Source organism: uncultured Algibacter sp. (assembly GCF_947495675.1).
In the GTDB taxonomy this organism is placed as follows: domain Bacteria; phylum Bacteroidota; class Bacteroidia; order Flavobacteriales; family Flavobacteriaceae; genus Algibacter_B.
The window spans coordinates 101,598-114,281 of the sequence record NZ_CANLZX010000005.1; the positions used below are offsets into that span (position 1 = coordinate 101,598).

14 protein-coding genes are annotated in these 12,684 nt (G+C 30.9%); 3 read left to right on the forward strand and 11 right to left on the reverse strand.

What is annotated here, in order from left to right:
* Positions 1–13 precede the first annotated feature (13 nt).
* Together pafA and Q0842_RS05340 are read left to right on the forward strand one after the other, a co-directional pair.
* Positions 14–1,636 (forward strand): alkaline phosphatase PafA, encoded by a 1,623-nt coding sequence (gene pafA, locus Q0842_RS05335; protein WP_298495170.1) that lies wholly within the window; start codon positions 14–16, stop codon positions 1,634–1,636.
* A complete protein-coding gene (locus tag Q0842_RS05340; protein WP_298495171.1) occupies positions 1,636–2,445 on the forward strand; it encodes a DNA/RNA non-specific endonuclease in 810 nt (269 codons plus the stop codon). Before pafA ends, Q0842_RS05340 begins: the two co-directional genes overlap by 1 nt.
* Here Q0842_RS05340 and Q0842_RS05345 read toward each other — a convergent pair.
* The 4 genes from Q0842_RS05345 to gcvP all read right to left on the reverse strand — a co-directional run bounded on the left by Q0842_RS05345 (position 2,438) and on the right by gcvP (position 7,850).
* Positions 2,438–3,286 carry a glycosyltransferase family 2 protein gene (locus Q0842_RS05345; RefSeq protein WP_298495173.1) on the reverse strand — a complete coding sequence of 283 codons (849 nt, stop codon included), beginning with the start codon at positions 3,284–3,286 and terminating at the stop codon, positions 2,438–2,440. The two genes, Q0842_RS05340 and Q0842_RS05345, sit on opposite strands and share 8 nt — an antisense overlap.
* 24 nt (positions 3,287–3,310) lie before the next feature.
* Positions 3,311–3,832, reverse strand: a complete 522-nt coding sequence (locus Q0842_RS05350) for a methyltransferase (protein ID WP_298495175.1) — start codon at positions 3,830–3,832, stop codon at positions 3,311–3,313.
* A 2-nt stretch (positions 3,833–3,834) separates the two neighbouring features.
* Positions 3,835–4,893, reverse strand: coding sequence for a 3-oxoacyl-ACP synthase III family protein (locus Q0842_RS05355; RefSeq protein WP_298495177.1), 1,059 nt, complete (start codon positions 4,891–4,893; stop codon positions 3,835–3,837).
* A 113-nt stretch (positions 4,894–5,006) separates the two neighbouring features.
* Complete coding sequence (gene gcvP / locus Q0842_RS05360; RefSeq protein WP_298495178.1) at positions 5,007–7,850, reverse strand: aminomethyl-transferring glycine dehydrogenase; 2,844 nt, start codon at positions 7,848–7,850, stop codon at positions 5,007–5,009.
* A 120-nt stretch (positions 7,851–7,970) separates the two neighbouring features.
* Here gcvP and Q0842_RS05365 point away from each other — a divergent pair, with 120 nt between their 5' ends.
* Complete coding sequence (locus tag Q0842_RS05365; protein WP_298495180.1) at positions 7,971–8,789, forward strand: hypothetical protein; 819 nt, start codon at positions 7,971–7,973, stop codon at positions 8,787–8,789.
* Here Q0842_RS05365 and Q0842_RS05370 read toward each other — a convergent pair.
* The 7 genes from Q0842_RS05370 to Q0842_RS05400 all read right to left on the reverse strand — a co-directional run bounded on the left by Q0842_RS05370 (position 8,782) and on the right by Q0842_RS05400 (position 12,618).
* Entirely contained in the window at positions 8,782–9,042 is a 261-nt protein-coding gene (locus Q0842_RS05370) for a hypothetical protein (protein ID WP_298495181.1), read from the reverse strand. The two genes, Q0842_RS05365 and Q0842_RS05370, sit on opposite strands and share 8 nt — an antisense overlap.
* 2 nt (positions 9,043–9,044) lie before the next feature.
* Positions 9,045–9,596: a sigma-70 family RNA polymerase sigma factor gene (locus Q0842_RS05375; protein ID WP_298495422.1), complete on the reverse strand. Its 552-nt coding sequence runs from the start codon at positions 9,594–9,596 to the stop codon at positions 9,045–9,047.
* 208 nt (positions 9,597–9,804) lie between these two features.
* Positions 9,805–10,203 (reverse strand): hypothetical protein, encoded by a 399-nt coding sequence (locus tag Q0842_RS05380; RefSeq protein WP_298495183.1) that lies wholly within the window; start codon positions 10,201–10,203, stop codon positions 9,805–9,807.
* 10 nt (positions 10,204–10,213) lie between these two features.
* Positions 10,214–10,855, reverse strand: coding sequence for a methyltransferase domain-containing protein (locus Q0842_RS05385; RefSeq protein ID WP_298495184.1), 642 nt, complete (start codon positions 10,853–10,855; stop codon positions 10,214–10,216).
* Between the two features lie 101 nt (positions 10,856–10,956).
* A complete protein-coding gene (locus Q0842_RS05390; RefSeq protein ID WP_298495185.1) occupies positions 10,957–11,697 on the reverse strand; it encodes a DUF2071 domain-containing protein in 741 nt (246 codons plus the stop codon).
* The gene (locus Q0842_RS05395) at positions 11,681–12,070 is read right to left on the reverse strand and encodes a DoxX-like family protein (protein ID WP_298495186.1); all 390 of its coding nucleotides are present in this window, start codon (positions 12,068–12,070) and stop codon (positions 11,681–11,683) included. Before Q0842_RS05395 ends, Q0842_RS05390 begins: the two co-directional genes overlap by 17 nt.
* 44 nt (positions 12,071–12,114) lie before the next feature.
* A complete protein-coding gene (locus Q0842_RS05400; protein WP_298495188.1) occupies positions 12,115–12,618 on the reverse strand; it encodes a MarR family transcriptional regulator in 504 nt (167 codons plus the stop codon).
* Positions 12,619–12,684: the final 66 nt, after the last annotated feature.

Below are 12,684 nucleotides of genomic sequence, written 5' to 3' on the forward strand. Positions count from 1 at the left end.
AATTAATAATATAATGAAGTATTTTTTATCTCTTTTATTCCTCTTATCTTTTCAAGTATCTATTTTAGCTCAAAATGAAAAACCTAAGTTAGTAGTAGGTATTGTTGTTGATCAAATGCGATTTGATTATTTAACCCGATTTAATGATAAATATGGAGAAGGAGGATTTAAGCGTATGATGAATGAAGGGTTTAATTGCAAGAATAACCATTATAATTATGTGCCTACATACACAGGCCCTGGCCATGCCTCAATTTATACAGGAACCACACCTAAATACCATGGGATAATTAGTAATAATTGGTATGACAAGGAAATAAAAGCAATGGTTTATTGCGCACAAGATGATTCGGTTTTGGCTGTTGGTTCAGACTCTAAATTAGAGCGTATGTCTCCACACAGAATGCAAACAACAACGTTTACTGATGAAAACCGATTGTTTACACAATCTAAAGGGAAAACTATTGGTATTTCAATAAAAGATAGAGGGGCTATTTTACCTGCGGGTCATGCTGCTAATGCCGCATATTGGTTTAGAGGGAAAGAGGAAGGTCATTTTATTTCTAGTACATATTACATGAAGAGTTTGCCTAATTGGGTAAATAATTTTAATGCTTCTAAAATCAATAAGTCTTATTTAAAAGAATGGAATACGCTTTATGATATTTCAACGTATACAGAAAGTGGTTCTGATTTAAATAATTTTGAAGGAGGATTTAAAGGAAAAGAAACAGCTACCTTCCCTTATGATATAAAAAAGTTAGCAAAACAAAATTCAGGATATGATATTTTAAAAGCAACACCTTATGGAAATAGTATAGTTGCAGATTTTGCTATTGAAGCTATAAAAGCAGAACAATTAGGGAAAGATAATTTTACTGATATTTTAACAGTAAGTTTTTCAAGCACCGATTATATTGGTCATAATTTTGGTGTAAACTCTAAAGAAATTGAAGATACTTATATACGTTTAGATTTAGAATTGAAAAGGATATTCGAGGCGTTAGATACAGAAGTAGGTGTTGGAGAATATACCGTGTTTTTAACTTCAGACCACGGAGCTGTTGATGTACCTGCTTATTTACAATCATTAAAAATTCCTGCTGGATATTTAAATAATGCAGCTAGTAAAGAGCGGTTTAATAAATTTTTAACCAATACATACGGAACAACTGATATTGTTGAAAATATGAGTAATAATCAGATATTTTTAAACAAAGAAAAACTTAAGGATCTCGATTTAAACATAAATAATGTACAAGAAGCTATCGTTAATGAGCAAATTAAGTACCCACATGTGTTGAAAGCTTATACGGGTATTACAATGAGTTCGGTTAATTTTACAGATGGTATTGAAGCTTTATTACAAAAAGGATTTAACCAAAAACGCTCTGGAGATGTTATTTTATTAAATGATCCTGCTTATATATCTTATGGTAAAACGGGATCAACACATGGTAGTGGTTTAAATTATGATACGCATGTACCTTTATTGTTTTTTGGAAAAGGAATTAAAAAAGGGCAAACCTTTAAGAAAACCGAAATCACAGATATAGCTCCAACAATGTCGGCTCTTTTAGGTATTAGTTTTCCTAATTTCGCCATTGGGCAGCCATTAGATTTTGTATTAGAATAATGAATAAAAGAACAATTTACGCTATTGTAGGTTTAGTTATTGTTTTAGCTGTTTATGCTTTTGAATATTTTTTGGGTGAAGAAGAAAAAGCTGAAATTATTACCCAAGGACAAGCTACTAAAACCAATACTAACGAATACTTTTTGCCTACCAGTACTACTGGGCAAATTGTACATCATGAAGGTTATTCATTATCATATAATGAAACCCACGAACAAGCTGAATGGGTGGCTTACGAATTAAAAAAAACTCACCTATCAAGCACCAACCATAAACGCCCTTATTTCGAAATTGATAAGGCTGTAAAAACAGGTGCGGCAAGTTGGAGGAATTATAAAAACTCTGGTTATGATCGCGGACATCTTTGCCCTGCAGGAGATAGAAGATATACGAAAAAAGCACATGATGAAACTTTTTTAACAAGTAATATTAGCCCACAAGAGCATCAATTTAATTCTGGAATTTGGAATACTTTAGAACAAAAAGTGCGCTACTGGGCAAGAAAATATGATGGCGTTTATGTAGTGACCGGAGGAGTGTTGAAAGGAAATATGAAAGATATTGGGAAAGAACATGTTTCGGTACCCAATCAATTTTATAAAGTGTTAATTGATAATAATACTGGTAAAACCAAAATGATTGCATTTTTGATGCCACATAAAAACTCGAATAAACCACTATATAAGTTTGTTGTTTCAGTTGATGAAGTAGAAGCATTAACTGGAATTGATTTTTTTCCTGAATTAGAAGATGAATTAGAAGATAAACTTGAAGCTTCAAGCAGTTATAAAGGTTGGAGTTTTAACTAAACTTTTTAAGCATACCTTTCCAACGAAGATTTCTTATAAATTGGCCTTCACTTTCAGAAACTAAAAATTCAATCTTTTCTTTTTTGGCTTTAAAATAACCTGTCATGTAATCTTTAAATAAAGAAAAATTTCCTTTTTTATAAGCTAACTTAAGCGCAGAAATTAATGTGATTGTAAAGCCATAACGCATTTTGTACATGGCTTCACCTTGTAAATATTTAGAAGCCTTATTATAACTAATACCAGTAGGCTTTAAATGCTTAACATGTAAAGTTTCATCGGTTAAAATGTCCCAGTTGTAATATTTAGCAAGCAATTCATCAACGGTATCCCAACCCATTGAGGGTTTTAATTTTCCTATTTCTAGAAAGCAATCTTTTTTATATGCTTTTAAGGCTCCACGAATATGGTCTTTATTTGTTAAATTTTCTAAAACCCATTTTTCATTTTTTTCTATATAACAAAATCCAGCAGCCATACCAAGTTTATTATTGCTTTTAAAATGAAATGCTATTTTTTCTAAATAGTTGTTAGGGAAAATTAAATCGGCATCAAACTTACAAATCACATCATAATTACTATCTAAAGTTTCATAACCTTTATAAAATGCATTTATAATTTTTGAGCCAGGCAGATGCTTGTTAGAAGATTTGTTATTAACCAAAGTAACAAATGAATGCTTCTTAGTGAACTCTTCAACTATCGATTGTGTATTATCTGTTGAGTTATCATTTACTATAACTACTTGCTTAGGTTTCAGGGTTTGATTAACCAAAGAATGAAGCGTAAGACCAATAGAATCAGCTTCATTGTGAGCAGGAATGATAATGTAGAAGTTCAAAGTGTAAAAGATTAGAAAGCAAATTTAAACTCTTTCTGCGTAAACAATGTAATAACGTGGTGTAAACCATCTTAAAATTGGTCGAATGCCAATTTTTTTTGTTGGATTTGTCCATTTTTGCCTATCAATAATTTTCCAGCCTGCTTTTTCTAGTAACCAATCAAATTGCCAATCTTCAAATTCATGGTAGTGTCTGTCTAGCATATCTGTTTTGCTTCTATAAGCTGAAGAGAACCATAATTTGAGAGGTATACTAGCAACTAACTTGTCTGATTTGATAGATTTTAAAACGGTAAAAGGAGATAGTAGGTGTTCAAATATTTCAAAAGCAGTAACAACATTTGCTTCAGATTTTTCAATGGTTGTAGTGTCAATATCTAAATCTTCACCTTTGGTGTTTTCAACTGAAAATCCCTCTTCTATCATGATTTTAGTAAATGGATTTACTACACCTAAATCTAAAATGGTTTCAGTTTTTGATATATGTTTTTCTAAAAATTCTAATGTAAGCTTAAAACGTTTATTCGGAAAGGTTTTCTCGTACATGATTACTGCTTATAAACAATAGCATTAATATTCATACCGGCTCCAACACTTGCAAACATAATGACATCACCTTTATTTATTTCTTGATTCTCTAAATCACCATTTAAAATAAGGTCATATAGAGTTGGTATGGTAGCGACACTAGAGTTTCCTAACTTACCAATACTCATTGGCATAATACCTTTTGGCATTTCCATATCGTATAATTCATAAAAGCGTTTTACTATGGCTTCATCCATTTTTTCGTTAGCCTGATGAATTAATACTTTTTTTACATCAGTAATAGAAATACCACTTTTATCTAAACAAGTTTTCATAGCCAAAGGCACATTGGTTAATGCAAACTCATAAATTTTACGACCATACATTTTAATGTAACGTCTGTTATCTTCAATCTCAGGCTTATTTGTTTCGCCAAAATAAATAAAGTGTGCTTCATCTAAAGCAAATGTAGCAGATTCATGAGCAATTAAGCCGCCTGTTTCCTCTGTAGCTTCTATTATTACTGCACCTGCCCCATCACTATAAATCATAGAATCTCTATCATGAGGGTCTATAATACGAGATAATGTTTCGGCTCCAATAACCAAGCATTTTTTTGCAATACCAGATTTTATAAATGCATTGGCTTGAATAACACCTTGAACCCAACCTGGGCATCCAAAAAGTAAATCGTACCCTACGCATTTTGGGTTTTTAATTCTAAGTAGGTGTTTTACTCTTGAGGCTATACTTGGTACAGTATCACTTTGAATACTATCATGTCTAACATCTCCATAATTGTGTGCAACTATGATGTAATCTAAATCTTCACGATTAATTTTGGCATTTTCAATAGCTTTTTCGGCAGCAAAAGAGGCGAGGTCTGAAGTGTTTAAATGAGGTTTTGCATAACGACGTTCATCTATACCAGTAATTGCTTTAAACTTCCTTACAATAATCTCGTTAGGTGCTTTTATGGCAGATCCATCGCTATTTAGAAACTCATGATTATGGAAGTCTTCGTTTTTTTCGATGTTTGCTGGGATATAACTTCCTGTGCCAGTAATTTTTATATTCATAAAAATAGAAATTTACTATTTGTGTTATGCGTGCATACTAAATTATGTAGTTTTTAGTTTATGGCAATTTGTATTTCATTGTAAATTACGATGTTCAACATGCTAATTTATACCTATGTATAAGCTTCAATAGGCACGCAGGAACAAATTAAGTTTCTGTCACCGTATGCATCATCAACACGTCTAACACTTGGCCAAAATTTATTATCTCTTACATAATCTAGTGGAAATGCAGCTTTATCACGAGAATAAGGGAAATGCCATTCGTTTGCAGTTACCATTTCTAGTGTGTGAGGTGCATTTTTTAGCACATTATTATCATTATCTTTTGATACGTTGTCTATCTCTTTTTTTATTGAAATCATAGCGTCGCAAAAGCGATCTATTTCAGCTTTACTTTCACTTTCAGTAGGTTCAATCATTAAGGTGCCAGCTACAGGAAATGATACTGTAGGAGCATGAAAACCATAATCCATAAGTCGTTTTGCTATATCTGTAACTTCTATGCCATTGGCTTTAAATGGGCGGCAATCTACAATCATTTCATGTGCGGCACGACCACGCTCACCAGAATACAAGGTTTCAAAACTTCCATGTAAACGTTGTTTTATATAATTAGCATTTAAAATAGCTATTTTAGTAGATTCTGTTAATCCTTCTGCCCCAAGCATTTTAATATATCCATAAGATATTAAACATGCTAAGGCAGAACCAAAAGGCGCTGCAGAAATAGCTGATATAGCCTTGCTTCCACCAGTTTTAACTAACGGGTTTCCGGGTAAAAATGGTACAAGTTGTTTTGCTACACAAATAGGGCCAACGCCAGGGCCACCACCACCATGAGGAATAGCAAAGGTTTTGTGTAAATTAAGGTGGCAAACATCGGCACCAATATTTCCTGGATTGGTTAATCCAACTTGGGCATTCATGTTTGCTCCATCCATATAGACTTGCCCGCCATTATCATGAATAATTTTAGTAATTTCTTTAATGGCTGATTCGTAAACACCATGTGTAGATGGATATGTAACCATTAAAGCAGAAAGATTCTCTTTGTGTAATTCTGCTTTTTCTCGTAAATCGTCAACATCAATGTTACCTTCTTCAGTTGATTTAGTAACAACTACTTTCATGCCTGCCATTACCGCACTAGCTGGGTTTGTACCATGTGCAGAAGATGGGATTAAGCATATGTTTCTATGGTGGTCATTTCTAGATTCATGATAGGCTTTTATAACCATTAATCCAGCAAACTCACCTTGAGCACCAGAGTTTGGTTGTAAAGACGTAGCTGCAAAACCTGTGATTTCAGTTAATTGATCTTCAAGAAATTTTAAAACATTCAAATATCCTTTGGCTTGTTTTAAAGGAGCAAATGGATGAATATTACCCCATTTAAACCAACTAAGCGGCAGCATTTCTGAAGCTGCATTTAATTTCATTGTACAAGACCCAAGTGAAATCATTGAATGATTTAATGCTAAATCTTTGCGTTCTAAAGATTTGATGTATCGCATTAATTCAGTTTCTGAATGGTAGGTGTTAAATACAGGCTCCGTTAAGAATTCTGTATTTCTTTGCACGGTTTCAGAAATATTATTTGATTTTTCAACATCTGAAATTATTATAGTTTCTTTTTTAGCTGCCTCAGCAAAAAGTGCAATTAAATAATTAATATCTCGAATAGCAGTAGTTTCATTAATTGAAATTGTAACCGTTTCTGAATCGGGATAAAATAAATTAACTTTCTTCTTAGTAGCTAATTTTTTAATTTTTTTAGCTTTAGTTTTTATTTGAAGCGTATCAAAATAAGATGTGTTTATTTGTTTATAGCCTAACTTCTCTAATGCTTTTGCTAAACTTGCAGTTTTGTTGTGTACTTTATTTGCAATAAACTTTAAGCCTTTAGGTCCATGGTAAACAGCATACATACTTGCCATAACTGCTAATAATACCTGCGCGGTACAAATGTTAGATGTGGCTTTGTCTCGTTTTATATGTTGCTCACGTGTTTGAAGTGCCATACGTAATGCTCGATTACCATTAGCATCTTTAGTTACACCTATAATGCGACCAGGTAAATCGCGTTTATACGCTTCTTTAGTTGCGAAAAAAGCAGCATGAGGCCCACCGTAACCCATTGGGATTCCAAAACGTTGTGTGGTGCCAACAACTACATCGGCCCCAAACTTACCCGGAGCTTCTAGTTTTACTAAACTCAAAATATCTGCTGCAACAGCAACTTTTATTCTAGATTTATTTGCTTGGTTTATAAACGATTTTATATCTGTAATTTGCCCGTCTTTTCCTGGGTACTGTAATATAGCTCCGAAAAAATCTTCAGTAAAATCAAAATCTTTTTCTTTGCCTATTACTAATTCAATTCCAATAGGGTATGCTCTTGTTTGTAATAAAGATAAGGTTTGAGGTAAAATGTTTTCTGAAACAAAAAACTTATTTATTCCTGCTTTTTTCTGATCCCTTTCTCTAACAGCAAAAAGTAAACTCATAGCTTCTGCAGCTGCAGTACTTTCATCTAGTAAAGAGGCATTAGCGATTTCCATACCAGTTAAATCTATAACCATAGTTTGAAAATTTAATAAGGCTTCTAATCTACCTTGAGCTATTTCTGCTTGATATGGTGTGTAGGCTGTATACCATCCTGGGTTTTCAAGAATGTTTCGTTGAATAACTGCTGGTAAAATAGTTGGATGATAGCCTAAACCTATGTATGTTTTATAAGCTTTGTTTTTTTTAGATAAATCATGAATATGTAATAAATACTCATGTTCTGTCATAGGTTCGTCTAAATTTAAACCTTTTTTTAATCTTATATCGTCTGGAATAGTTTCGTAGATTAATTGGTCTAAAGAGTCTAAACCTAAGGTGTTTAGCATGAGTTTTTGGTCGACTTCTCTTGGACCAATATGACGCAAAGCGAAAGCGTTTGTATTCATTAAGAAGTAATTTATTATATAATTCGCAAAAATACGTAATATTTGATGTGTTTAATTAAGCAAAAAGGAAAGTTTTTAACTATTCACAAACGTTATCAACACTTTAATTACATTTGCTTTATGGTGTTTTTAAAACAGGTTTTTAATTTTTATATAAACAGTAGTATTCACGTGGCTTTGTCTGTGTATTCGTTAACATGGATTACACTAATAACACTTGGTTTAGGTTATTCAGAATCTATATTATATTTTGTGTTTTATGCTTCAATAACTGGCTATAATTTTGTGAAGTATTTTGGAGTTGCTAAGTTTCGCCATAAACAGTTAGCAAATTGGTTAAAATTGATTCAAATAGTATCTTTTATATGCTTTGTTTTAATGGGTTATTATGCTGTTCAACTCACAGTTAAAACACATGTGTTTATTGCTTGTTTTGCTTTATTAACCATTTTGTATGCTATTCCATTTAGCACCAAACAGAATACTACTTTAAGAAATGTTAGTGGTTTAAAAGTTTTTGTTATTGCTTTGGTTTGGGCAGGAGTAACAGTTTTTATTCCGTTAATTAATATTGATTATACTGTGAATACTGATGTTGTAGTGTTAGGGATTCAACGTTTTTTGTTTGTACTTGTATTAATGATTCCTTTTGAAATTAGAGATTTAAAATATGATAATTTAACCCTTTCAACTTTACCTCAAAAACTTGGAGTTAAAAAGACAAAATGGCTTGGTGTAATGCTTTTGGTAGTTTTTTTCTTGTTAGAATTTTTAAAAGACGAAACCCATATAAATTCTATTATAGCTTTGTTGATTATTACAATTATAACGTTGGTATTTGTGCTATTTAGTAAGATAGAACAAAATAAGTATTATTGTTCTTTTTTTGTGGAAGGATTGCCAATAGTTTGGCTTGTACTGCTGCTAATTTTTAATTAGAAATTTCTTTTAAAACTTTATTAAGGTCTTTTTTCATGTTTTCTTTACATTCCTTATCCAAACAAGTTACTTCTGCTTTTTTTATTGTTTTGGAAAGAATTCCATTATTTTTTGAGTATTTTCTACAAGCTCTACAATAAATTAAATGAATGTTTAATATAACTTTTTCCCATAAGCTTGCATCTTTATATTGTGATTTATCACAAACATGATTTGCTTCGTCACAAGGAATCATAAACTTTAACTTACTCATAATTAAAACCAATTTTCTTTTAGGCAATCTGCCATGGCTGTTCTAGCTCTATGAATGATAACCCAAAGGTTAGACGCTGTAATATTTAATTCATTACAAATAACTTCTGTTTCAAAACCTTGAATGGTTTTCATTTTAAAAACATCTGCCTGCTTTTGTGGTAGTTTCCCTAAGCAATTGTATATAGCATCACTAAGCTCGTTGTTTTGCATAGTGTCTTCAGCAGTTTTATCAAAAGGGTCTGCAACACGTTCTTCCAGCCAATCTCCTTCACTTTCAGAATCATTATAATTAATTCTTACTTCTGCTTTCCCTTTATTAGAATTAATTTTACGGTAATGATCAATGATTTTTCGTTTTAAAATAGAAATTAACCAAGTGCGTTCACTCGCTTCTCCTTTAAAGTTTTTCATGGACTTTAAACCAGCCAAAAATGTGTCTTGCACTAAGTCTTGTGCTTTTTCTCTATCACTTACACGCGAAATAGTGTAATTGAATAGGTAATCGGCATATAAGTCGATCCACTTATTTGGATTTATAATATGATTTGGCATAGTTTTATGGTAAAAATAGTTAATTTTTATAATAGTAGGTTGCTTCATTAAATATTTTCTTAAATACATCCTTATTAATTGTTTTGAGTGTTATTGAGAGCCTTGATTTTATGTGTGAATTTGAAATATCTTTAGTTTATATTTAGAAAAATATGAAGCTTTTTTTTTGAATAAAATACAAAAAAGCAGGTGGTTCTTTTAATCTGTTTTAGTTATTAAAAAATACAATAAAGAAGGTTGTGCTAAAATATATCCAAAATAAAGAAAACAGTATATGCATACTTGTTTCAAACTTTTTGCCCTTCCAAAGTTTTGGTGAATACACAAAAAACTGAAAAAACAGTCTTAAACCCCAAAAGACACCTAAGCCTAAGCATATTTTTTTTCCCAAACTAGTTTCAATAAGTTCTGTTGAAGCCAATAAGCAAAGCAATCCCATTAAAAACACCGTTAGAGCTATAAAAAAGGTATGGGTTGTCATCATCTGCTTATTAATTAAACTTAAAGGTTTTAATTCTGTTTCCCATTTAAAGTATCTGTTAAAAAAGATGTGAATTAGGGCTAAAAGTATAAGTAGAATTCCAATTATTTTTAAGTGAATATACATATATATTTGTTTAAGGTTTGCTGTTAAAAACAGACATAAATGGTGTGAATTTGGTTTCGTTGAATATTAAGAAACCTGCACTTTTATATGCTTTTTTCCATGTTTTTCTTGAGAAAAAATGGGTGAACCCAATTGAGAATGCTAAAAAATTTGGTAAATCGCGTAAATGCTCTACCATAATTACTGTTCCGTTAGGTTTACATAATCTGTGACATTCTTTTAGAAACTCAATTTTTTCTTGTAATGATCTTATTTCATGAACAGCAGAAAGTAAAAATATAATATCAACCGAATTATCTTTAAGAGGAATTATATTAAATTTTATTTGTTCTGTATTTGGATATACTAAACTAACTTTTCTAGCTCTTATAATTGCTTTCTCTGTATGTTGTTGGGCATTATAAAAATCAAAAACTTTTAAATTTGATTCTGGAAAATGGTTTTTAAGCATGTAACTTGTTTCATCAAAACCAGCATTAATATTTATAATCTGTTTTGGTTTTGAATTATATAAGTCTATTTTTTTTAACCAATTAAAATTATAATATCCAGAAAAGTCATAAACATAAGCAGAAATAAATAGAGGCATTAACAACCCATAACCAAATGCAGTTACTATAATCCAAAACAAATTAGTTGACCATTGAAACATGAAATAACTTATTGTTATAAGACATAAAACACATAAACCGTACATATAAAAGTGTCTGTTAAAACTTAGTATGTTTAATACACCTTGAAATTTTTTTCTATTTATTTCCATAACTCTTTTCTTCCTTTTTTCCAATAATATGGTATGTTTTCAATAGTAAAAGCATTAGCTAAAACAGTATTTTTTAGTTTTAGAGATTCTATAAAACTTATGTGATAGTTAATGATTTTAGTTGGTTTTGGTTTCCAGTTTTGTCTCACACCTTCAATAATTAAAACCTCTTTAGTTTTTTCATTGTATGTAAAAGTATAAGGTAATGGACCTGCGAATCGTCTTGCCTCTTTCCAGTTTTTAAAAGGAGAATTTTTTGGTAAAAGAATTTCATTATTTTCACAAGTATCCATTGAGATTTTTAAATCAGATTTAATGGATGATATTTCTTTAGTGCTGCCATGTACTTTTTGTTTTATATCTGTTGTTGTATAGTTATAATGAGTAAATATATTGCCCATAAATTCCATCTTTTTCTTATTTGTTTCAGATTTTAAAATGAACAATCCACGTAATCGTTTACCATCTTTTGTTGTGTAACGAACAAATATGCGAAAGCCAATTAAAAAGAAATTATTACCCATAAATTCAGGGAATCCTTTTGGTCTTAAATTTTTTGTTTGGACCATAGCGGCAGCAATAAAAGCATAAGTATCGTTATAAATATCTAACTCTAAACATTCGGGTAACATGCTTTGTAATTCTTCTTTTGGAACTGCAAAAGTTAATACTAGCGAGCTTTCAAAAAAGGCTTCAACTGCAAAAGGATGATTTTTAAGAAACAATAACATGCTTTTTCTTTATTTTAAAATTCGTGTAATACACTATTATCAAAAATATTAATGCGTATAAAAAATTAACATTACCCCAAAGCAATAAATCTGGCGCTAATACTAATTCTATAACATTCATAGTTCCAACAATGACTATTTGTGCAATGGCATTTATTTTAGATTTATAATTACTTAAAATCCAGATAGCCATAATAATTTCAGACACTCCAAATAAAATGGTAATAGTTCGTAAATCATTATTACCTAAAACCCGTTCAATAATTTCTTGATGGCGAGGTACTAGATTTAGCACCTTGCAAAGTAGTCCGTTTATTATCCAGACAAAAGCAATTAAAATATTTAATGTTTTATATGTTGTGTTTGAATTCATGTTTTTAAACTTTCAGAAAAAATTGAAAGTATATTTTAAATTTTTTATTTAATCAATTTCAATAACGACTTAGTAATCCAATTTTGTTCTTGGTTTACTATTTTATTCATCATAGCATCTGCTGTTTCAGCTAAATCATACAAAGCTTTTGTTTGTTTAATAAGCTCTTTAGTTTTTTCTGTGCCATCATCTTTAATTGAAGACACCTCTTTTAGTATTTTAATAACAGGTTTTATTTCTCTTCTACTACGTTCCTTAGCAATATGTCTTGCAAGTTCTTGCACATCTTTTTCAGTTGTGAAAAACTCTTTACGTTCACCTGGAATTAGTTCTTTTGTTACAATGCCCCAGTCCATTAATTGACGCAAATTCATACTAGTATTTCCTCGAGAAATTTTAAGCTCTTCCATAATCTCTTCCATTGATAGTGCTTTTGTAGAGATAAAGAGTAGAGATTGTATTTGAGCCATAGCTTTGTTTATGCCCCATAATGTACCTAAACTGCCCCATGTACTTATAAACTTATCTTTTGCTTCTTGGTATTCCATTAGACAAATATAAATATAATTTCTAAACTTTCAATAATTATTGAAAGTTTATTTTTATAAAAAAGG

Bases quoted from the DNA above. Each gene is read 5' to 3' on its own strand.
- pafA (WP_298495170.1), top strand. From the start codon at position 14: ATGAAGTATTTTTTATCTCTTTTATTCCTCTTATCTTTTCAAGTATCT.
- Q0842_RS05340 (WP_298495171.1), top strand. From the start codon at position 1,636: ATGAATAAAAGAACAATTTACGCTATTGTAGGTTTAGTTATTGTTTTA.
- Q0842_RS05350 (WP_298495175.1), bottom strand. From the start codon at position 3,832: ATGTACGAGAAAACCTTTCCGAATAAACGTTTTAAGCTTACATTAGAA.
- Q0842_RS05355 (WP_298495177.1), bottom strand. From the start codon at position 4,893: ATGAATATAAAAATTACTGGCACAGGAAGTTATATCCCAGCAAACATC.
- gcvP (WP_298495178.1), bottom strand. From the start codon at position 7,850: ATGAATACAAACGCTTTCGCTTTGCGTCATATTGGTCCAAGAGAAGTC.
- Q0842_RS05365 (WP_298495180.1), top strand. From the start codon at position 7,971: ATGGTGTTTTTAAAACAGGTTTTTAATTTTTATATAAACAGTAGTATT.
- Q0842_RS05370 (WP_298495181.1), bottom strand. From the start codon at position 9,042: ATGAGTAAGTTAAAGTTTATGATTCCTTGTGACGAAGCAAATCATGTT.
- Q0842_RS05375 (WP_298495422.1), bottom strand. From the start codon at position 9,596: ATGCCAAATCATATTATAAATCCAAATAAGTGGATCGACTTATATGCC.
- Q0842_RS05380 (WP_298495183.1), bottom strand. From the start codon at position 10,203: ATGTATATTCACTTAAAAATAATTGGAATTCTACTTATACTTTTAGCC.
- Q0842_RS05385 (WP_298495184.1), bottom strand. From the start codon at position 10,855: ATGTTTCAATGGTCAACTAATTTGTTTTGGATTATAGTAACTGCATTT.
- Q0842_RS05390 (WP_298495185.1), bottom strand. From the start codon at position 11,697: ATGTTATTGTTTCTTAAAAATCATCCTTTTGCAGTTGAAGCCTTTTTT.
- Q0842_RS05395 (WP_298495186.1), bottom strand. From the start codon at position 12,070: ATGAATTCAAACACAACATATAAAACATTAAATATTTTAATTGCTTTT.
- Q0842_RS05400 (WP_298495188.1), bottom strand. From the start codon at position 12,618: ATGGAATACCAAGAAGCAAAAGATAAGTTTATAAGTACATGGGGCAGT.